General features: G+C 47.8%; 20 protein-coding genes and 1 other RNA gene. 13 read left to right on the plus strand and 8 right to left on the minus strand.

Annotated features, from left to right (window positions below):
- Nucleotides 1-60: 60 nt before the first annotated feature.
- From serA to EPB59_RS01190, 5 genes are all read right to left on the minus strand, one after another.
- Complete coding sequence (gene serA / locus EPB59_RS01170; protein ID WP_055028202.1) at nucleotides 61-1,290, minus strand: phosphoglycerate dehydrogenase; 1,230 nt, start codon at nucleotides 1,288-1,290, stop codon at nucleotides 61-63.
- Between the two features lie 253 nt (nucleotides 1,291-1,543).
- Complete coding sequence (gene rpiA / locus EPB59_RS01175) at nucleotides 1,544-2,200, minus strand: ribose-5-phosphate isomerase RpiA (protein ID WP_154171364.1); 657 nt, start codon at nucleotides 2,198-2,200, stop codon at nucleotides 1,544-1,546.
- Nucleotides 2,201-2,309: 109 nt separating this feature from the next.
- Complete coding sequence (locus EPB59_RS01180; protein ID WP_055033104.1) at nucleotides 2,310-2,894, minus strand: 5-formyltetrahydrofolate cyclo-ligase; 585 nt, start codon at nucleotides 2,892-2,894, stop codon at nucleotides 2,310-2,312.
- 3 nt (nucleotides 2,895-2,897) lie between these two features.
- A non-coding RNA gene (gene ssrS, locus EPB59_RS01185) (6S RNA) lies at nucleotides 2,898-3,081 on the minus strand.
- 12 nt (nucleotides 3,082-3,093) lie between these two features.
- Entirely contained in the window at nucleotides 3,094-3,402 is a 309-nt protein-coding gene (locus tag EPB59_RS01190; protein WP_055033105.1) for a cell division protein ZapA, read from the minus strand.
- Nucleotides 3,403-3,644: 242 nt separating this feature from the next.
- On the opposite strand from EPB59_RS01190, the gene EPB59_RS01195 reads away from it, so the two are divergent.
- From EPB59_RS01195 to EPB59_RS01205, 3 genes are read left to right on the plus strand one after another with little or no spacing between them, the layout of a single operon-like run.
- Entirely contained in the window at nucleotides 3,645-4,220 is a 576-nt protein-coding gene (locus EPB59_RS01195; protein ID WP_154171365.1) for a YecA family protein, read from the plus strand.
- 12 nt (nucleotides 4,221-4,232) lie between these two features.
- On the plus strand, nucleotides 4,233-5,441 hold the full coding sequence (gene ubiH, locus EPB59_RS01200) for a 2-octaprenyl-6-methoxyphenyl hydroxylase (protein ID WP_154171366.1): 1,209 nt from the start codon (nucleotides 4,233-4,235) through the stop codon (nucleotides 5,439-5,441).
- Nucleotides 5,442-5,452: 11 nt separating this feature from the next.
- Nucleotides 5,453-6,682 carry an FAD-dependent 2-octaprenylphenol hydroxylase gene (locus tag EPB59_RS01205; protein WP_154171367.1) on the plus strand — a complete coding sequence of 410 codons (1,230 nt, stop codon included), beginning with the start codon at nucleotides 5,453-5,455 and terminating at the stop codon, nucleotides 6,680-6,682.
- Between the two features lie 100 nt (nucleotides 6,683-6,782).
- Here the strand turns inward: EPB59_RS01205 and EPB59_RS01210 are convergent, their stop codons facing one another.
- Nucleotides 6,783-6,989: a DUF1107 domain-containing protein gene (locus EPB59_RS01210; protein ID WP_055033109.1), complete on the minus strand. Its 207-nt coding sequence runs from the start codon at nucleotides 6,987-6,989 to the stop codon at nucleotides 6,783-6,785.
- 628 nt (nucleotides 6,990-7,617) lie between these two features.
- A complete protein-coding gene (gene ygfZ / locus EPB59_RS01215) occupies nucleotides 7,618-8,589 on the minus strand; it encodes a tRNA-modifying protein YgfZ (protein ID WP_154171368.1) in 972 nt (323 codons plus the stop codon).
- 152 nt (nucleotides 8,590-8,741) lie between these two features.
- On the opposite strand from ygfZ, the gene EPB59_RS01220 reads away from it, so the two are divergent.
- Nucleotides 8,742-9,002, plus strand: coding sequence for a succinate dehydrogenase assembly factor 2 (locus EPB59_RS01220; protein ID WP_000287744.1), 261 nt, complete (start codon nucleotides 8,742-8,744; stop codon nucleotides 9,000-9,002).
- 52 nt (nucleotides 9,003-9,054) lie between these two features.
- Nucleotides 9,055-9,396: a hypothetical protein gene (locus EPB59_RS01225; protein ID WP_095459841.1), complete on the plus strand. Its 342-nt coding sequence runs from the start codon at nucleotides 9,055-9,057 to the stop codon at nucleotides 9,394-9,396.
- A gap of 24 nt (nucleotides 9,397-9,420) precedes the next feature.
- On the opposite strand, the gene nadB is transcribed toward EPB59_RS01225, so the two are convergent.
- Complete coding sequence (gene nadB / locus EPB59_RS01230; RefSeq protein ID WP_055052163.1) at nucleotides 9,421-11,028, minus strand: L-aspartate oxidase; 1,608 nt, start codon at nucleotides 11,026-11,028, stop codon at nucleotides 9,421-9,423.
- 506 nt (nucleotides 11,029-11,534) lie between these two features.
- On the opposite strand from nadB, the gene rpoE reads away from it, so the two are divergent.
- The 8 genes from rpoE to era all read left to right on the plus strand — a co-directional run bounded on the left by rpoE (nucleotide 11,535) and on the right by era (nucleotide 18,755).
- On the plus strand, nucleotides 11,535-12,107 hold the full coding sequence (rpoE, locus tag EPB59_RS01235) for an RNA polymerase sigma factor RpoE (protein ID WP_001005347.1): 573 nt from the start codon (nucleotides 11,535-11,537) through the stop codon (nucleotides 12,105-12,107).
- 31 nt (nucleotides 12,108-12,138) lie between these two features.
- On the plus strand, nucleotides 12,139-12,753 hold the full coding sequence (locus EPB59_RS01240) for a sigma-E factor negative regulatory protein (RefSeq protein WP_055052147.1): 615 nt from the start codon (nucleotides 12,139-12,141) through the stop codon (nucleotides 12,751-12,753).
- The gene (gene rseB / locus EPB59_RS01245) at nucleotides 12,750-13,715 is read left to right on the plus strand and encodes a sigma-E factor regulatory protein RseB (protein WP_095469929.1); all 966 of its coding nucleotides are present in this window, start codon (nucleotides 12,750-12,752) and stop codon (nucleotides 13,713-13,715) included. Before EPB59_RS01240 ends, rseB begins: the two co-directional genes overlap by 4 nt.
- A complete protein-coding gene (locus tag EPB59_RS01250; RefSeq protein ID WP_055052149.1) occupies nucleotides 13,712-14,182 on the plus strand; it encodes a SoxR reducing system RseC family protein in 471 nt (156 codons plus the stop codon). The genes rseB and EPB59_RS01250 overlap by 4 nt, the downstream gene beginning before the upstream one ends.
- 112 nt (nucleotides 14,183-14,294) lie before the next feature.
- Complete coding sequence (gene lepA / locus EPB59_RS01255) at nucleotides 14,295-16,088, plus strand: translation elongation factor 4 (RefSeq protein WP_000680628.1); 1,794 nt, start codon at nucleotides 14,295-14,297, stop codon at nucleotides 16,086-16,088.
- Nucleotides 16,089-16,179: 91 nt separating this feature from the next.
- On the plus strand, nucleotides 16,180-17,076 hold the full coding sequence (gene lepB, locus EPB59_RS01260) for a signal peptidase I (protein WP_055052150.1): 897 nt from the start codon (nucleotides 16,180-16,182) through the stop codon (nucleotides 17,074-17,076).
- A gap of 31 nt (nucleotides 17,077-17,107) precedes the next feature.
- Complete coding sequence (gene rnc / locus EPB59_RS01265) at nucleotides 17,108-17,785, plus strand: ribonuclease III (protein WP_154171369.1); 678 nt, start codon at nucleotides 17,108-17,110, stop codon at nucleotides 17,783-17,785.
- Nucleotides 17,778-18,755, plus strand: a complete 978-nt coding sequence (era, locus tag EPB59_RS01270) for a GTPase Era (RefSeq protein WP_060780517.1) — start codon at nucleotides 17,778-17,780, stop codon at nucleotides 18,753-18,755. Before rnc ends, era begins: the two co-directional genes overlap by 8 nt.
- Nucleotides 18,756-18,766 lie beyond the last annotated feature (11 nt).

The following is an 18,766-nucleotide window of genomic DNA, read 5'->3' on the forward strand; positions in this document are numbered from 1 at the left end:
GAAAGGCTGGTTTTTTGTGTTCAGGATTCTGGATGGGTGAGCTTATAGCCCACCAATCAATTAGTGCAGAATACGCGCGCGAATGGTGCCATCGATCGCTTTGAGCTTAGTTAACGCCTCTTCAGAGCGAGCGGTTTCCACATCGATGACCACATAGCCAATTTCTGCGGTCGTTTGCAGATATTGAGCTGCGATGTTGATCCCTTCTTCGGCGAAGATGGTGTTAATTTGCGTCAAAATGCCTGGGCGGTTAGCGTGAATGTGCAGCAGACGAGAGCAGTTGCGATGCTCTGGTAGCGACACATCTGGGAAGTTGACGCTAGAGAGCGTTGAACCATTGTCTGAGTATTTAGCCAGCTTGCCAGCCACTTCGATACCGATATTTTCTTGCGCTTCTTGAGTTGAACCACCTACGTGTGGCGTCAAAATCACGTTATCGAACTTCATCAGCGGAGATTCAAACGGTTCTTTGTTTGATGCTGGTTCTTCTGGGAATACGTCAATCGCTGCGCCTGCAATATGGCCAGATTCAAGTGCACTACACAGGGCTGGGATATCGACCACAGTACCGCGTGCTGCGTTGATGAAGATAGAGCCGGGCTTCATACGTGCGAACTCTTCCGCCCCCATCATGTTTTTGGTACCTGCGGTTTCTGGCACATGCAGCGAAATCACATCACATTTGTTGAGTAGATCGCTTAGCGTATGCACTTGAGTGGCGTTACCAAGCGAGAGTTTGCTTTCAATGTCGTAGAAATAAACGTGCATCCCCAAGTTTTCAGCAATGATACCTAATTGAGTACCGATATGGCCGTAACCAATGATGCCTAAACGCTTGCCGCGTGCTTCATAAGAGTTGTCGGCACTTTTTTTCCAAATTCCACGGTGGGCAAGAGCGTTCTTTTCTGGAATACCACGCAGTAACAGCAGAATTTCGCCCAACACCAGTTCCGCCACGCTACGAGTATTGGAGAATGGTGCGTTAAACACTGGAATACCGCGTTTTGCTGCCGCATTAAGGTCGACTTGGTTGGTACCAATACAGAAACAACCAATGGCCACCAGTTTTTCAGCCGCATTAATCACTTTCTCGGTCAGGTTGCTGCGCGAGCGGATGCCGACAAAATGCACATCTTTGATGGCTTCGATCAACTCAGCTTCTTCAAGCGAGCCTTTATGGTATTCAATGTTGCTGTAACCGGCTGCTTGCAGAACTTCTACCGAAGAGGGATGAAGTCCTTCAAGAAGGAGGATCTTAATTCTGTCTTTTTCCAGTGAAACTTTGGCCATTTTATCGTCCTTAAAACTATGGAAAGGTGGGCTAACAGGCGCAGTTGTTCGAAACTGATCGAATTTAAGTCGTAATTTAGAAAAGCAAACGTTTTCCTTGTGCGCCTTCTGTTCACTAAATTAACAAACTTTTTTTGCTTTGGGTAAGAAAATTACGGAATAAGGCATATTTTTCTGAGAGAAAAGGATAAAAAACGGCACCCATCGGTGCCGTTTGTAATCAAATAACGGAATATGTGTGAAATCGCCGATATTACTCTTCGACTTTTGCACCTTGCGGTGTGCCGGTGATCACTACATCCGCTCCACGGTGGGCAAATAGACCTACCGTGACAACGCCAGCGATGCCGTTGATCTTAGTTTCCAGATCTTTCGGATGGGTGATTTTCATGTTGTGCACATCGAGGATCACGTTGCCGTTATCCGTGATCACGCCTTCGCGATACACAGGATCGCCACCTAATTTCACCAGTTCACGTGCCACGTAAGAGCGCGCCATTGGAATGACTTCAACAGGCAGTGGGAAGTTACCTAGAACATTAACTGCTTTGGTGCCATCGACGATGCACACAAATTTCTTGGCAATCGCCGCTACGATTTTTTCACGCGTCAGCGCAGCGCCGCCGCCTTTGATCATGTCTCGTTCTGGGTTGATTTCATCTGCACCATCAACATAGATATCCAGTGCTGCCACATCATTGCAATCATAAACGCGGATGCCGAGGGCTTCGAGTTTCTCGGTAGAGGCGATAGAGCTGGATACTGCGCCTTTGATTTCTTCTTTGATAGTGCCTAAAGCATCGATGAAGTGATTCACGGTTGAACCTGTACCGACACCGACAATGCTGCCTTTTTCTACGTATTTAAGAGCAGCCCAACCGGCGGCTTTTTTCATTTCATCTTGAGTCATGCCTATCTCCTGAATATCAACTTGAGGGTATGTTGCGCGGCGCGATTATAACCCCAAACCGGAAGCAGAAGTAATCACTAGCAAGGTGCTAAAGGGAAAGATTCAAAGCTTACCACTGCCAAAGTTTGCTCGGTGTCACGATTTTGCGCAGCGGAATATCCCAACTTTCCGTAGGGAGAGTATCCACATATTGGCAGTCGTGTGCCAATCCGATTGGCATAGCGCCTTGCTGAGTATGAAACCAAGGCGCTAAGGTGCGATCGTAGTAACCGCCGCCCATCCCCAAACGCTGCCCTGAACCATCAAAGGCGACCAGTGGGGTGCCGATAATATCGAGTTCTCGAACTGGGCAGATTAAACGCTGATCGAGTTTCGGCTCATCAATCCCATAACGGTTTTTGGTCATCGGGGTTTGTGCGTGGTACTGCAGGAACAACAAGTGACCTTTGGCAAAAGGGTGTAAAACGGGCAAGTAAACTTGTTTGCCTTGTTGCCAAAGCCATTCAATTAGCGGTTGGGTATTCAGCTCGCCGTCATTGGCAAGATAAAGGGCGATCCGCTGCGCTGAGGCAATGTCTGGCAGAGTCGAAAAGGTATGAATAAGTTGCTGGCTAGCCGTTTGCTGGTCTAAAGGGGATAGCGCTTGTCGGCGTTGACGAATTTGCTGGCGGAGGAGTGTGCGAGAATCAGTCATAAAGGGAACCCCGGGGTGCCGTTGAGGATCGTAGCCCTTGAACCATTAGGTTCAAGGCGGATCAGTAATGGTAACCGTAGGCTTCTCGGTACAAGCCGAGCCTGCTCAATAGCTACCCAATACCAACCCTGTTATGTTGCTTATCGGCTCAGGGACATAAATCCACTGACAAACACCCCAGGGTAAATCAATTCTTTGCTTATTGCTTTGCTGGCTTCACATTTTTCAATGCGGCTTCTAATGAAGCGGTGAGCTGTTCCATTCGCTCACTGAGTTGTGACTGGTTGCCTGCGTTTTCTTGCTGCTTAGTTTGTAACTCGTAGCAGATATTGAGTGCGGCAATCGTCAATAATTTCACCTCATTGGTGACTTTAGTTCGCTCAGCCATTTCTTTCAAACGGTGGTCGAGATCTTGTGCGGCTTGAAGCAACGACGCCTCTTGACCCGCAGGGCAGTTTACCCGGGTCACCTTGCCCAAAATTTCAATGTCAACCGCTTGATTACTCATGATAAATGAACTCTTTTGGCGTAACTAAAAGATGAATCAGCTCAGGTGACCATCGAGGTGGAACTATAGGTAAAGCTAAAACAAGATTCAAGCCTTTCCCGTCGCAACCCCGTAAATGGACGTTTGAAAACTCATGATTTGGACAATTTGAGCAAAAGCTAAGCACCAACCGCAAGCGAGCGTTTTCGCTCTGGCGATGAAGTGGTAGGATTGGGCTAAATTTCTCGGTTAATGAATCCAATATGAGCAAAAATACACTTCCTGCTTACCCAGCTTTGGCAAACGAACTGCGTGCCGCCTCTCTCGGTATCAATCCTGCTGAGCTACAAGGGTTACTGACGGGGATGTTGTCCGGCGGTTTGAGCCTCAACGATAAAAGTTGGCAAGCGTTGATCTTTGATTACACCAATGACGGCATGGGCTGGCCAATTGGGGTTCTAGCCAGTGCCGAACACATTCTGCTTGCAATGAATGCTGAGTTGGTGGATACCGATCTTGAGCTTTCTTTACTGTTGCCTGAGGGGGATGGTGAAGAAGCCCTGTTTGAGCTGGCGGATGCCGTTGCAGAATGGATTAACCATTTTATCTCTGGATTAGGCTTGATCGGCGCAAATCTTAAACATGCCTCAGCGGAAGCCAAAGAAGCGCTAGAAGACCTTGAAGAAATGTCGAAATTGGGCATTGATGAGGACGATGATTTGGCTGAACAAGCTGAGCTTCTTGAGCAGGTAATCGAACATATGAAAGCCTGTGTGTTCACCTTGCATGCTGAATTTGGCGTAAAACCAGAGCAAGATAGCAAGCCAACAGTGCATTAATAAGGAAGCGCGATGACGGACAGCAAGCAGCCCAGTTTGAGTAAGCCGATCAGTTTTGATGTGATCATCGCTGGTGGAGCGATGGCGGGCGCTACTTTAGCTTTGGCTTTACATCAACTGAGCCAAGGCAAACTTAAAGTGGCGGTTATTGAGGCGTTTGCCACCGATCATTCTGCGCACCCCGGATTTGATGCACGCAGTATTGCGCTGTCTTACGGCACTGTGCGGATCCTACAAGAAATGCAACTCTGGTCGAGTTTACGCCCTTTTGCGACTCCGATTGAACATATTCATGTATCGGATCAATCCCATGCGGGGATGACGGATATTCACCGTGAATCGCTTGGGGTGGAAGCGTTGGGGTATGTGGTTGAACTTGCTGATGTGGGGCGAGTCTACGCCGAGCGTATGGCGCAATGTTCTTCCATCCAACAATTTGTGCCAAGCCGAGTCATCAATATTAACCGTGAACAAAAGTCGGTCACGGTACAACTCGACAGTGGTGACGCTTTACAAGGGAAGTTGTTGGTGGCGGCTGATGGAGCAATGTCCACCTGTTGCCAAGCGCTAGGACTAACGATGCAGGAACACGATTTTGAGCAAGTTGCGCTGATCGCCAATATCATTAGCTCGCAACCTCATGCAGGACGAGCTTTCGAGCGTTTTACGCCACACGGTCCAGTTGCTTTGCTCCCGATGAGCCAAGATCGCCTGTCTTTAGTTTGGTGTCTGCCTCCAGAACAAGTTGCGCACTGGTTGCATTGCAGTGAAGCCGAGTTTTTACAGGGGTTACAAAAAGCCTTTGGATGGCGGTTAGGAGAGTTAACGCATGCGGGGGAGAGAAGTGTTTACCCGCTTGTTCTGCGCTATCGTGAACAAACCATCTCTCATCGATTTGCTATGGTGGGCAACGCTGCGCAAACCTTGCACCCGATTGCCGGGCAAGGTTTTAACCTTGGAATTAGGGATGTCGCCACGCTGGCCGAAGAAATAGCCAAGAGTGACGATGCAGGTGATTACGCTTTGCTGCAACGTTTTTATCAACGTCGGCAAGCTGATCGCACCGCGACTATCACGCTGACGACTGGCTTAGTACACACCTTTTCCAACGACTGGTTACCTATGCGGATTGGTCGTAACCTTGGTCTGATGGCGATGGATAATCTGCCTTTATTAAAAACCCCGTTATTGCGCCGCACTCTCGGCATAGTTAACCGTTAATAGGTAAGAAAATGATGCAAAGTGTTGATGTTGTGATTATCGGTGGAGGCATGGTTGGCCTTGCGCTGGCGGCCGCTCTGAAAGAGAGTGACCTACGTATTGCCGTGGTCGAAAACCATTTGCCGGAAGATTCTTTAAGCCCACTGCCAGATGTACGCGTTTCGGCCTTGAGTCGTTCAAGTGAGATTGTACTGCGTAACCTCAATGCGTGGGCGGGCATTGAAGCGCGCCGAGCTGCGCCTTACACCGCAATGGAAGTGTGGGAGCAAGACAGCTTTGCGCGCATTGAATTTAAAGCCAATGAGATGACTCAGCCGAATCTGGGCCATATTGTTGAGAATCGAGTGATTCAGTTGGCGCTGTTAGAACAAGTGCAGCAGCAAGCGAATGTTACTTTACACGTTCCTGCAACGTGCCAGAGCATCGCAGTAGGTGAGAGTGAAGCGTGGCTTACTTTGAGCAATGGCCAAGCCTTAAGCGCCAAGCTCGTTGTTGGGGCTGATGGTGCGAACTCATGGCTGCGTCGTCAAATGGATATTCCTTTAACTCATTGGGATTATGGACACAGTGCGTTGGTGGCCAATGTGCGTACCAGTGAAGCGCACAACAAAATCGCGCGGCAGGTTTTTACACCGCAAGGACCTTTGGCTTTTCTGCCGATGTCAGAGCCGCAAATGAGCTCGATTGTGTGGTCAACGGAGCCGTCACGTGCTGAGGCTTTGCTCAATATGAGTGATGCGCAGTTTAACAAAGCGCTGACCGCAGAATTCGATGCACGATTAGGCCGCTGTGACGTGGTCGGTGAGCGACAAGCTTTTCCACTGAAGATGCGCTATGCCCGTGATTTTGTTGCGCCACGAATTGCTTTGGTAGGAGATGCAGCGCACACCATACATCCTTTGGCGGGGCAAGGCGTGAACTTAGGCTTGCTTGATGCTGCTTGCTTGGCACAAGAGCTGCTAAGCTTGTGGGAGCAGAATCGTGATATTGGTGATGAGCGTAATTTGCGCCACTACGAGCGTTGGCGTAAGGCGGAAGCAGCAAAAATGATTGCCGCAATGCAAGGTTTCCGCGATCTGTTTGAGGGCGATAATCCCGCCAAAAAGCTGATCCGTGGGATCGGTATGCGTCTAGTCGGTCAGTTGCCGGGCGCCAAAGATGAAATCATGAAACGTGCTTTGGGCTTGAAGGGCGATTTGCCTGAGCTGGCGAAGCAAGTTTGGTTAGAACGTGCCTACTGATTAAATAACAAGTTGATCAAATAAAAAGGGTTGGCATTGCCAACCCTTTTTACATTAAATCGTTTTGCATTAAATCGAATACTATTGAGTGTTTGCTTGTTTATGCATAAGCGCAACGCAGTCTCATGATCTCTTGATTGACCTCTTTAACGGTCTGATAGTGGCGCTGATCCGCTTTCTCTGGCAGCTTTAACTTGCCATTATCGAACTCGAATTTACCGACGCCAAAGATATAAATTCTACCTTTAAACAGACGGCTCACGTGTTTAGCAATCATACCTGGTGTATAGCGCTTAAACAGTCTCATACTTCGATCCTTGCGTTGTTCTGGCACTGCTAAGTATAAGAAAACCTGATCAAAAAGACTGTGATAGGTTTGGTGAAAAACGCAGTGCTAACGGATTATTTGGAGTATCTGTGCAGAGGTAAGCAAATCTGCAGTGAATTATCCAGAATCATGTGACCAAACTTACAAATTCTTCTGGCCTATAAATACCGGTTCTCTGTGAACGCGAGTATTAAGCCACTCTCTTGTGACACTTTAAAGAATAGTTGAAAAAATTCCGATCAGGCAAGTTACTTGTAAATAAATTGTAAAAAAACGCCCGCAATTAGGCGGGCAAATAGTCACAGATGCATTACACAAAAAGTGGATAACTTGAATGCTTAGTTGATTCACTTTTGAGTTGATGAAAAAAGAGCGAACTTGGTTACTCAATGCCCCATCAACTTTGCATAGCGTAGAGGATTCTGATTGATTTGACTATTTATGTTTTAGTTGTGACTTTAAATTCATCAATAAGTATTGGTTTGTTTGAAGAGGCTCGCGTGGATATGTAACTTTGGTTTGGCGTTGCATGCGGGATGCGATAACAGATGCCCATGACCAAGCTTGAGTGGCACGAGTATACCGCTCAAGCTTGTAAAGTAGTTGTTTATTCGTCGTTGAGGGAGTATGGCAGTGCTTGAATATGCCAGCGCGTTTCGGGGTGTTCGGCTAAGCGAAGTTCAACGTTTTGCTCAAGATCGTTAGGTAGCACAATTAAACCGATTGCTATTGAGTCCGTGAAACTGTAGTGGGTGAGTAAAGTTCCCGCACTACGCCAGTTTTCACCAACCGCACGCTCAAGTGTCACTGGAGCGTTATGGCTAAGTGCCGTAATCAGGTTGCCTTTGACAATGTACATGGCTCGCTTATTGATCCCACGATACTTGGCTCGCGCGACGGTTTCTTGCCCTGTGTAACAGCCTTTGCTAAAGCTAATTCCATCTACCGCCTGAACATTGAGTGCTTGTGGAATGTGTTCATTTTGGGCGCTTTGAGTAACGACAGGTACGGCTTCTTCAATATCCATACGAGTCCATAGGGCTTGCTCAACACACAGATCTTGCCACGCATTCACGTAATGCTCAGCTTGTTCTGCGGTGATCAGTAGTAACCAACGCTGCTCACTTATGCGCACAGCAGTACCACCTTGGATACGGCGCACATCGCCAGTTTGCTCAGTAAAGCTATCAATCCAAGCGTTGGCTTGGCTACCCATCACACCTAATGCGATATCGTTGCTCTCGGCAATTGTGACTTTAGAGAAGATGGCGTATTTCTTCAGCTCGCGTAATTCGACTTCAATCGCAGATTGAGGTTGGAACATTGCGTAACCATCGTTGTGATGGAATAAACGAAACACAGACCATACCTTGCCTTTAGCATCACAGTGTGCACCAAAGATCACTTGTTGTTCTTGCAAAGAAACCACGTTACAGGTGACTTGGCCTTGCAAATAAGCTTTTTTATCTGCACCGACCATAGTGATGGCTCCCCATCCAGTGAGATGCGTGAGCATCAGTTCAGGGAGAGGATCGTGAGAAGAAAGATTGAGTACTGAAAAACGATTTTGCCAGTCCATGTTGTTCACCAGTGAGGAAAAAAGTCTCGCTATGTTAATCTGGATCAACTTTTTTGTCAGCTTGAACAGGGACTGTGACTGAGTTACTAGTTGTCCGCCTGCACCCTTGTTACACTCCGAATCAAACAAAAACCATAAGGTGAGGAATACTGATGTACACCGCTGAACAAAAAGCGCGAATCAAATGGGCATGCCGTCGTGGTATGTTGGAGCTTGATGTGGTCATCATGCCATTTTTCGAAGAGTGTTTTGATTCTCTGACTGAATCTGAACAAAACGACTTTGTGGCGCTACTGGAAAGCGACGACCCAGACCTTTTTTCTTGGATTATGGGACATGGCCGCTGTGAGAATCTAGGCCTAGCTGCGATGGTGGATAAGATTGTCGCTCATAACCTCAGCAAAGTCCGTTAAGCTGATTTTAACGTCTTCTTATTACGCTCAGTTCACTGCATGGTTAATTCTAATGTTGATGCTCTGGGCGTTATTCGTTTCTTCTATTCCTCTCGTGTTAGTTCCCTTTTTTAGCGCTTGGATCTGGCGTGGTCATTATCTTGGCCAATGGATGCCCAACAGTCTTACGGGGGAAATTGACCTCACGTTTTGCGGCTCGTTGGAGCACAATGGGCAGCATTTCACATTCCATACCATTCAAACCTTGTATGCGCCGTTATTTGTCACTATACAAGGGCCGCGTCAGCGTTGGTTTATCTGGCGTGATAGCTGCGATGAAGCCACCTATCGGCAATTGTTAGTGCGATTAAAACGGGAGCTCAATGGCTCCCGTGATAATGTGCAGATCTCTTGAACGCGGTTTCAAGCGGAGAGAGCGTTATTTTTCCGGTACTAGAATAGTTGGGCCACTGTCTGCGAGTTGTTCTGGGTAGTCCAGCGTGTAGTGTAATCCACGGCTCTCTTTACGCTGCATTGCGCAACGTACCATTAATTCAGCCACTTGCAGCAAATTACGCATCTCAAGCAAGTTATTGGAGACTCGGAAGTTGCTGTAATACTCATGCGTTTCTTGTTGTAGCAGTTGAATTCGGCGCATGGCACGCTCTAAACGTTTATTGGTACGCACAATCCCCATGTAATCCCACATAAAAAGGCGCAGTTCGTGCCAGTTATGTTGCAGAACCACTTCTTCATCGGAACAGGTCACTTGGCTTTCATCCCAAACGGGGAGTGACTGTGGCATGTGCGCATTAGGCAACTGAGCAATGATGTCTTGCGATGCCGACCATGCGTAAACCACACACTCAAGAAGAGAGTTGGAGGCCATACGATTTGCACCGTGCAAGCCGGTGTAGCTGACTTCACCAATCGCATACAACTGTTTGATATCGGTTTGTCCTTGTGGGTTGACCATCACACCACCGCAAGTGTAGTGGGCGGCAGGAACGATAGGGATAGGCTCCTTGGTCATATCAATGCCCAAATCCATTAAGCGTGAGTAGATGGTTGGGAAATGTTTCTCGATAAAATCCGCTGGTTTATGACTGATGTCGAGATACATGCAGTCCGCTCCTAAGCGTTTCATTTCAAAGTCGATGGCGCGCGCCACGATATCACGCGGGGCCAGCTCAGCTCGCTCATCAAAATCCGGCATAAAACGGCTGCCATCTGGGCGGCGCAAATAAGCGCCTTCACCACGCAGCGCTTCGGTGAGCAGGAAGTTACGCGCTTCTGGGTGATATAAGCAAGTCGGGTGAAATTGGTTGAATTCTAAGTTCGCAACACGACAACCCGCGCGCCATGCCATGGCAATGCCATCGCCTGAGGAGACATCAGGGTTGGAGGTGTATTGATACACTTTAGATGCACCACCAGTCGCCAGTACCACAAATTTCGCGCGAATCGTTTCTACGTGTTCCGCATTGCGGTTCCATACATAAGCCCCGACCACCTTATTAGCATCACCACCAATTTTATCTTCAGTGATCAGATCGAGAGCGTTGTGCCGTTCCAGTACCGTAATGTTGGGATGGTTGTGGGCGTTATCTTGCAATGACGTTTGCATTGCCATACCCGTAGCATCGGCTGCGTGCAAAATACGGCGATGGCTGTGACCGCCTTCGCGAGTCAAATGGTAGCGAGGATGTTCTGTATCACTGTCATCTTCTTTATCGAATGGCACGCCGCCATCAATCAGCCATTGCACGCATTCTTTGGCATGCTCGGCGATAAAACGCACAGTTTGCTCATCACAAATCCCTGCGCCAGCAATTAGCGTATCTTGCACATGCGAATCAATGCTGTCTGATTCATCAAACACGGCGGCAATACCGCCTTGAGCATAAAAGGTTGCGCCTTCACTGCGCGGCCCTTTGCTTAATACAATCACTTTTCCGTATTGAGCGACCTGTAAAGCAAGCGATAAGCCTGCTGCGCCACTTCCTATGACTAATACATCACACTGATGCTCTCGGTCTGCGTTCATAAAATTGCCAATTCCCAAACAGTAGCGAGTCATCCAACTCGACATTTCTTTAAATTCCTCAAAGAGTGATTTTCTTTAGAGGAAAAAAACACCGCATCGATTGAGCAGACATGCCACTGTGTACAATCAAGTGGCAAGAAATTATTGAAAAATTCGGATCGTTGATACGGTGTTAGTCCTGCTATTATCATCGCGCTAAATGCAATAGTTTGTAAATCTTATTGTCATCTTGGCTAGCACGGCCTATTTATCTGCCATTTTCCCCCTTATATAAAGAATGGACGTGGAGTGGTGAATGGTAAATGTGTCATATAAGCTAGAGACAAAGGGTGAAATGCTGCATTGGTAAGGTTTTGAGTAAAATATTTCACCAAATAATGAACTTTCTCGAAGATGCCGAGTCTCTAAAGGTGCTCATGCTAGTAGTGGTGTCAATATTACAATTCGCATAATGAGTACCCATATCTGAGAAGGTAGGGGAAATAACAATAGGAGTGACCGCTCGAATGAACGAGCAACTGACCGATCAAGTACTGATTGAGCGAGTTCAGAATGGGGATAAGCAAGCATTTAACCTTTTGGTTTTGAGATATCAAAATAAAGTGTGCAACCTTATTTCCCGGTATGTGAGCAATTCCGGCGATGTGGCTGATGTAGCGCAGGAAGCGTTTATTAAGGCCTATCGAGCCATTCCAACCTTTCGTGGTGAGAGTGCGTTTTACACTTGGTTGTACCGTATTGCTGTCAATACCGCGAAAAATCACATTGTTGCGCAAAGCCGACGCCCACCCGCAAGTGATGTTGATGCTGAAGAAGCTGAATTTTATGAAGGTGGTGATGCATTAAAAGAATTATCGAACCCGGAGAACATTACGTTGTCCAAAGAGTTGAAACAGGCTGTGTTCGATGCCCTTGATGCGTTACCTGATGATTTAAGAACGGCAATGACGTTGCGCGAGCTTGATGGCTTGAGTTACGAGGAAATTGCGGAAGTGATGGATTGCCCTGTCGGTACAGTGCGTTCCCGAATTTTCCGTGCTCGTGAGGCGGTAGAGAAGAGAATTAAACCTCTGCTTTAACGCAAATTCCGTAATGACTATGGTGAATAGAATGGCTGACAAAGAAAAACTTTCAGCACTCATGGATGGCGAAACGATCGACAATGAGTTGATTTTAGGGTTGACTCAGGATCTAGATGCTCGTGAAACATGGAAAAATTATCACCTGATTGGTGATGTGCTCCGTGGTGACATTCCGATGCAAAAAGAATGGAATATTGCTGAAAGTGTGGCCTTGGCGTTAGAAAATGAACCCGCGCACAATCCGTTGAACCATTCACAAAAAGTGATCGACCTGCAGCAAGCAAGGTTGGAGGCTCAGCCGAAACCACAACAGGCGAAGCGTCAATTGCCTGCATGGTTGACTCAGTTTGGTCAAGTGGGGATTGCGGCTTGTGTGTCTCTCGCGGTCATCTTTGGTGTGCAACAATATGGCGCTCAAAGCTCTGCTGAAAATGAATTGCCTGTACTACAAACGATCCCGTTGGCGGGAAGTGCCGAGCCAGTGAGCTTAACTCGTGATTCGGTTGAAAAGCATTCATCAGATAGCACCATGCAAGAACAACGTCGTCGCGTAAACGCCTTGCTGCAGGACTACGAACTGCAATTACGCCTGAATAGTGAGGATCTCTCTCACCAACATCCAGTTGAATCGGTTGTGGAATGAATAAATTTTTGATCAGTGCGCTGACACTGTTCTGTGTGAATTCAACGTTCGCCTTTGCAGAGGAAGAGTCTGCAGAGGCGTTGTTGTCTCAGATGAACGAAGCCAGCCAACATCTCAACTACGAACTTTCATACATCTTAGTTAAGAAAAACAGTATTGAACCTTTGCTCTATCGTCATGCACGGCAAGAAGAGCAGCAACTGGCGCATTTAGTCTATTTGAGCGGCCCTGTGCGTGAAGTGATCCGTCGTGGTGATGAGGTCAGTTACATAGAACCAGGTGTCGAGCCGTTTACGATTGAGTCTGGGAGCATGGTGGCGCCAACCATCCCGATGATCAATAGCGATGTTACGGAGTTGGGCCAGTACTATGACTTTGTCAAAGTAGGGCGAGCGCGTGAAGCGGGTACTGCTTGTCAGGTGCTGCGTATTGTTCCGAAAGATGGCTTACGTTATTCCTATGTTCTATGGGTAGATGAAAAGAGCCGCTTACCATTGCGTGCAGATTTGCTAGATCGTGATGGTGAGGTGCTGGAGCAGTATCGCACCATCTCTTTCTCTGTGAGTGAGCGTTTGGCTGAATTGATGGCTGGGTTGAACAAGGTGCAACTGCCGGAAGTGCTTAAACTGCCTAAAGGCAGCGTACAAGAGACATTTTGGCAAGTCAGTTGGGTTCCTGAAGGTTTTAAAGCGATGGAGCTGAACCGCTATCGGATGGCGATGACCGATCGCTTAGTGGAAAGCCAAATGTATTCTGACGGGCTGTTTAACTTCTCTGTGTACGTCTCTGCCAGTGATAACTACTCCTTGAAGGGACAATTAGTTCGACAAGGTCGCCGCACGCTGCACAGCTTAGTCAAAGGCGAGAATGAAATCTCTGTCGTTGGTGATATTCCTCCTTCTACTGCGCAGCGTATTGCTCAATCCGTTATGTTTGGTGTGGGAGGCGTGAAAGCGCAATGATGACTGCATTAGCCACGGTAACCAAAGTGGTACCCGCTCAACAAGGATTTCAAGTCACGCTGAGTTGCGAGCAGCAAACCAGTTGTAGTAGTTGTCAATCCTCACAAAGCTGTGGCACTGGCGTGGTTTCCAAAGCACTGGGCAATAAAACGCTTTTCTGGCGTTTGCAAACCACACAAGCTTTGCAAGCGGGAGAAGTGGTCGAGATTGGTTTGCCAGAGAAGAGCCTGCTGCAGTCGGCTGCGCTTGTCTACTTATTACCGCTGTTTTTCATGATGCTGGGCGCTTGGCTTGGCACTCAATGGCTAGCCCCTATGTGGGATCTGGGTGAGGGTATCGTGATCTTTACTTCACTGCTCTTTATTGGATTAGGCGTCTGGGTAGCCAAACGTTACGCGAAAGTGCTCGAACAGCGTTCAGAACAGCAAGTGGTTTTGTTACGAAAACTGGGTATCCCGGTTGCCTAAATTATGATGCGAACCCCAACGAAATTGGGTAGAATCGCCCAACTTGAATGAATAGCCGCCAACGCGGCTTTTCTATGTCCTTATTATTTAAGAGTTTAGTCATCCCAAACCTATGAAGCACATTCGTAACTTTTCGATTATCGCCCACATTGACCATGGTAAATCGACTCTATCTGACCGTTTAATCCAAGTCTGTGGCGGCTTGAGCGATCGTGAAATGGCCGAGCAAGTTCTTGACTCTATGGATCTAGAACGTGAGCGTGGCATCACCATTAAAGCGCAGAGTGTGACTCTCGACTATAAAGCAAAAGATGGCGAGACCTATCAACTGAACTTCATCGACACCCCAGGACACGTTGACTTCGCGTACGAAGTATCACGTTCATTGGCGGCTTGTGAAGGCGCCCTGTTGGTGGTGGATGCGGGTCAAGGCGTGGAAGCGCAAACCCTAGCAAACTGCTATACCGCGATCGAAATGGATCTGGAAGTCGTGCCAATTCTGAACAAGATTGACCTACCTGCAGCAGAGCCTGAGCGTGTGGCGGAAGAAATTGAAGACATCGTCGGTATCGATGCGATTGACGCTGTGCGTTGTTCAGCGAAAACCGGTGTGGGTGTTGATGACGTTCTAGAAAAGATTGTCTCTGCGATCCCTGCGCCACAAGGCGATCCTGACGCACCGCTGCAAGCGCTGATCATCGACTCATGGTTCGATAACTACCTGGGCGTAGTGTCTCTGGTTCGAATCAAAAACGGTAGCCTGAAGAAAAACGACAAGATCAAAGTGATGAGCACCGGCCAAACTTGGGGTGTGGATCGCTTAGGTATTTTCACACCGAAACAAGTGGATACCGATTCACTGGACACTGGCGAAGTAGGCTGGGTGGTGTGTGGTATCAAAGACATCATGGGTGCACCAGTGGGTGATACTCTAACCTTGGCGAAAAACGGTTGTGACAAAGCACTACCGGGCTTTAAAAAGGTAAAACCTCAGGTGTATGCGGGCTTGTTCCCAGTGTCTTCTGACGACTATGACAACTTCCGTGATGCGCTAGGTAAACTCAGCCTCAATGATGCGTCACTGTTCTATGAACCAGAAACGTCAGCGGCACTTGGCTTTGGTTTCCGTTGTGGCTTCTTGGGTATGCTGCACATGGAGATCATTCAAGAACGTTTAGAGCGCGAATACGATCTCGATCTCATCACCACAGCACCGACCGTAGTGTATGAAGTGCTGAAGACCAACAAAGAGATCGTCTACGTTGATAGCCCTGCCAAATTGCCTGCTATCAATGATATTGAAGAGATCCGCGAACCGATCGCGCGTTGTAACATTCTGGTCCCTTCGGATTATCTGGGTAACGTTATCACTCTGTGTATCGAAAAACGGGGTACTCAGGTGGACATGGTTTACCACGGTAACCAAGTCGCACTGACTTACGACATCCCAATGGCAGAAGTGGTACTTGATTTCTTTGACCGTCTGAAATCAACGTCACGTGGCTATGCGTCACTGGATTACGGTTTCCAACGTTTTGAAATGTCGTACATGGTACGTGTGGATGTGCTGCTCAACGGTGACAAAGTGGATGCACTTGCGATCATCACTCACCGTGATCTATCACAGACTCGTGGTCGTCAATTGGTGGAGAAGATGAAAGAGTTCATTCCTCGCCAAATGTTCGATATCGCGATTCAAGCGGCGATTGGTAACCATATCATCGCGCGTTCAACCGTAAAGCAGTTACGTAAAAACGTACTAGCGAAATGTTACGGTGGTGACGTGAGTCGTAAGAAGAAACTGTTGAAGAAGCAGAAAGAAGGTAAGAAACGTATGAAGCAGATCGGTAATGTTGAGCTGCCACAAGAAGCGTTTCTTGCGATTCTGCATGTCGGCAAAGACTAATTTCTTTGGCGACTTCAATCTTATTGGTTTAACACATGAGTGAAAGGGTTTCGGCTCTTTCACTTTCGTATTTTTTAGATAAGGGAAGTCAATGGCGAACACATTTTCACTGATTTTGGTGATTGTAACTTTGGTCACCGGTATCGTCTGGACACTGGAAAAGCTGGTGTGGGCGAAAAAACGCCAACAAAAACTGTCTCAGTTAAAGGCTCAATCGCCGGACATGCCTACGTTGGCACTCGATCAAGCAGCGGCTCAACCGTGGTGGATTGAGAATAGCGTATCGGTGTTCCCTGTGATCGCTTTTGTCTTAATTCTGCGTTCGTTTATTTATGAACCGTTCCAGATCCCTTCTGGCTCCATGATGCCAACCCTGTTGGTGGGGGATTTTATTCTGGTTGAAAAATACGCTTACGGTTTGAAAGATCCGGTATGGCGTACTCAACTGGTAGAAACGGGGAAACCAGAGCGCGGCGATATCGTGGTGTTCAAATACCCAGTGAATCCTAATATCGACTATATCAAACGCGTGGTGGGTATGCCGGGTGATACGGTACGTTACAGCTCTGGTAAAGAGTTGTGCATTCAGCACCAAGGTGAGAATGAGTGCCAAAGCGTTAAGCTATCGAATGTGCAAGAAAGTGCGTTTTACCAAAACAATATTCCGCTGATTCAATTAGACGAACAGTTAGGGAAAGTTGAGCACAATATTCTGATCAATCCACTGCGCATTGATAACGTAGCAGACTATCGTCCACGCAGTGGCGTGAATGAGTGGGTTGTACCACAAGGGCACTACTTTGTGATGGGAGATAACCGTGACAACAGTGCTGACAGCCGTTTCTGGGGCTTTGTGCCAGAGCAGAATCTGGTCGGAAAGGCTGTGGCTATTTGGATCAGTTTCGAGTTTGAACGCGCTGAAGACAGCGTACTTCCAAGTTGGATTCCAACCGGCGTACGATTTAACCGTGTTGGTGGGATCCATTAAGCCAGCATGAGCTGGTAATAACGTTGAGATTATGACACCTCCAATGAATAAATTAACAAGTAAGCTCGGTTATACCTTTAAGGAGATCGAGCTGCTTAATCTGGCGCTGACACACCGCAGCGCCAATGGTAAGCACAATGAACGTCTTGAGTTTCTGGGCGATTCAATTTTAAGTTTTGTCATTGCTGATGAGCTCTATCGCCGCTTCCCGAAAGTGAATGAAGGGGATATGAGCCGCATGCGTGCCACCTTAGTGCGTGGCAACACGTTGGCGGAGCTAGGTCGTGAATTCGATCTGGGAGATTACTTAAAATTAGGTCCAGGTGAGTTGAAAAGTGGTGGTTTTCGCCGAGACTCGATTCTAGCGGATGCGGTGGAAGCGATCATCGGTGCGATCTACCTTGACAGCGATCTGGAAATGGCGCGCAGCATCGTGCTTGAGTGGTATCACGGTCGTCTGGAAGAGATAAAACCTGGCGCATCACAAAAAGACCCGAAAACTCGCTTACAAGAGTTTTTGCAGGGCAGAAGAAAACCGCTGCCCGTCTACACAGTGACTAATATTAAAGGTGAAGCACACAACCAAGAGTTTACCGTTGCGTGTGAAGTGGCAGGTATGGATACGCCTGTGATCGGTAAAGGCACCAGCCGCCGCAAGGCAGAGCAAGCGGCTGCAGAAACGGCTCTGGAGCAATTGACCAATGGCTGATCAAGAATTTGATATCGATGCATACTTTGCTTCTCAAAGCGAAGGTAAATCTGTGGTGGCATCGACACCGGAAAACCAACATTGCGGTTTTGTCGCGATTGTCGGTCGTCCAAACGTGGGTAAATCGACTCTGCTCAATAACCTGTTAGGGCAAAAAATCTCGATTACTTCGCGTAAACCGCAAACGACTCGCCACCGCATTATGGGCGTAGAGACCGATGGCAATTATCAGGCGATATACGTTGATACCCCAGGGCTGCACATTGAAGAAAAACGCGCGATTAACCGTTTGATGAACCGTGCGGCATCAAGCTCACTGAGTGATGTCAACTTAGTGCTGTTTGTCGTTGAAGGTACTCACTGGACCGCCGATGACGAGATGGTATTCACTAAGCTGCAAAAAGCCAACTTCCCAGTAGTGCTGTGTGTGAACAAGGTCGATCAGGTCAAAGATCGCAACGAAGTGATGCTGCACATGCTGGAGCTTTCTAAACGCATGCCGTTTGTCGATATCGTACCGATTTCCGCTAAACAGGGTAAAAACACCGATGTGTTGAAAAAGCATGTTCGCGACCATTTACCGAAAGCCGTGCACCATTTCCCTGAAGAGTATGTGACGGATCGTTCACAGCGCTTTATGGCCTCTGAAATCGTCCGTGAAAAGTTGATGCGTTTTACTGGCGAAGAGCTGCCGTATTCGGTGACGGTGGAAATCGAGCGTTTCGATTACAACCCAGATACTGATGGCTTCCACATCAACGCCCTGATTTTGGTTGAGCGTATCGGCCAGAAGAAAATGGTGATTGGCAAAAACGGCGAGAAGATCAAAACCATCGGCCGCGAGGCGCGTCTCGATATGGAAGAGCTGTTCGGCCGCAAAGTCTACCTAGAGACTTGGGTGAAAGTGAAATCGGGTTGGGCGGATGATGAGCGAGCCCTGCGTTCACTCGGCTACATCGACGATCTCTAAACTCTAAAGGT

It is taken from the genome of Vibrio metoecus, assembly GCF_009665255.1.
GTDB classification, from domain to species: Bacteria; Pseudomonadota; Gammaproteobacteria; order Enterobacterales; family Vibrionaceae; genus Vibrio; species Vibrio metoecus_B.

What these genes read in the sequence shown, in the direction of transcription:
- EPB59_RS01225 (WP_095459841.1), top strand. Translation starts at nt 9,055, where the DNA reads ATGTTGATGCTCTGGGCGTTATTCGTTTCTTCTATTCCTCTCGTGTTA.
- rpoE (WP_001005347.1), top strand. Translation starts at nt 11,535, where the DNA reads ATGAACGAGCAACTGACCGATCAAGTACTGATTGAGCGAGTTCAGAAT.
- nadB (WP_055052163.1), bottom strand. Translation starts at nt 11,028, where the DNA reads ATGAACGCAGACCGAGAGCATCAGTGTGATGTATTAGTCATAGGAAGT.
- rseB (WP_095469929.1), top strand. Translation starts at nt 12,750, where the DNA reads ATGAATAAATTTTTGATCAGTGCGCTGACACTGTTCTGTGTGAATTCA.
- era (WP_060780517.1), top strand. Translation starts at nt 17,778, where the DNA reads ATGGCTGATCAAGAATTTGATATCGATGCATACTTTGCTTCTCAAAGC.
- EPB59_RS01240 (WP_055052147.1), top strand. Translation starts at nt 12,139, where the DNA reads ATGGCTGACAAAGAAAAACTTTCAGCACTCATGGATGGCGAAACGATC.
- EPB59_RS01220 (WP_000287744.1), top strand. Translation starts at nt 8,742, where the DNA reads ATGTACACCGCTGAACAAAAAGCGCGAATCAAATGGGCATGCCGTCGT.
- ygfZ (WP_154171368.1), bottom strand. Translation starts at nt 8,589, where the DNA reads ATGGACTGGCAAAATCGTTTTTCAGTACTCAATCTTTCTTCTCACGAT.
- ubiH (WP_154171366.1), top strand. Translation starts at nt 4,233, where the DNA reads ATGACGGACAGCAAGCAGCCCAGTTTGAGTAAGCCGATCAGTTTTGAT.
- EPB59_RS01180 (WP_055033104.1), bottom strand. Translation starts at nt 2,894, where the DNA reads ATGACTGATTCTCGCACACTCCTCCGCCAGCAAATTCGTCAACGCCGA.
- serA (WP_055028202.1), bottom strand. Translation starts at nt 1,290, where the DNA reads ATGGCCAAAGTTTCACTGGAAAAAGACAGAATTAAGATCCTCCTTCTT.
- EPB59_RS01195 (WP_154171365.1), top strand. Translation starts at nt 3,645, where the DNA reads ATGAGCAAAAATACACTTCCTGCTTACCCAGCTTTGGCAAACGAACTG.
- EPB59_RS01190 (WP_055033105.1), bottom strand. Translation starts at nt 3,402, where the DNA reads ATGAGTAATCAAGCGGTTGACATTGAAATTTTGGGCAAGGTGACCCGG.
- lepA (WP_000680628.1), top strand. Translation starts at nt 14,295, where the DNA reads ATGAAGCACATTCGTAACTTTTCGATTATCGCCCACATTGACCATGGT.
- rpiA (WP_154171364.1), bottom strand. Translation starts at nt 2,200, where the DNA reads ATGACTCAAGATGAAATGAAAAAAGCCGCCGGTTGGGCTGCTCTTAAA.
- rnc (WP_154171369.1), top strand. Translation starts at nt 17,108, where the DNA reads ATGACACCTCCAATGAATAAATTAACAAGTAAGCTCGGTTATACCTTT.
- EPB59_RS01250 (WP_055052149.1), top strand. Translation starts at nt 13,712, where the DNA reads ATGATGACTGCATTAGCCACGGTAACCAAAGTGGTACCCGCTCAACAA.
- EPB59_RS01205 (WP_154171367.1), top strand. Translation starts at nt 5,453, where the DNA reads ATGATGCAAAGTGTTGATGTTGTGATTATCGGTGGAGGCATGGTTGGC.
- lepB (WP_055052150.1), top strand. Translation starts at nt 16,180, where the DNA reads ATGGCGAACACATTTTCACTGATTTTGGTGATTGTAACTTTGGTCACC.
- EPB59_RS01210 (WP_055033109.1), bottom strand. Translation starts at nt 6,989, where the DNA reads ATGAGACTGTTTAAGCGCTATACACCAGGTATGATTGCTAAACACGTG.